Source organism: Streptococcus mitis, from assembly GCF_946188695.1.
Taxonomy (GTDB): Bacteria; Bacillota; Bacilli; order Lactobacillales; family Streptococcaceae; genus Streptococcus; species Streptococcus mitis_DF.
This window is the reverse complement of record NZ_CAMHWI010000059.1, coordinates 1-314: the sequence shown is the minus strand read 5'-3', so window position 1 is coordinate 314 and position 314 is coordinate 1. Positions and strand designations below refer to the sequence as shown.

At 42.4% G+C, this 314-nt stretch carries 1 protein-coding gene; it reads left to right on the top strand.

Annotated elements, in window-relative coordinates:
• A partial coding sequence (locus tag N8L33_RS09980; RefSeq protein ID WP_261059754.1) for an SspB-related isopeptide-forming adhesin occupies nucleotides 1–314 on the top strand: 314 nt, incomplete at both ends.

Below are 314 nucleotides of genomic sequence, written 5' to 3'. Positions count from 1 at the left end.
GTCAACTACTACAAGGTAACGGCAGATTATAGCCAATACAAGGGCATTGAAGCAGATAAAGACCGTATTGGTAAAGGATTCTATATCGTTGATGATTACCCAGAGGAAGCTGTTACAATCAATCAAGACGGTGTTCAAGTGACAGATTCTAAAGGGCAAGTAGTTAAAGGTTTGAAAATGGCTCTTTATGAGAGTCTAGATAAGGCACCATCAGGTGTCCAAGAAGCCCTGAAGTCTAGCAATTTCACTCCGAAAGGAGCGATTCAAGTATTCGAGGCAGAGAATCCAGAGGAGTTCTACAAGACCTACGTGCA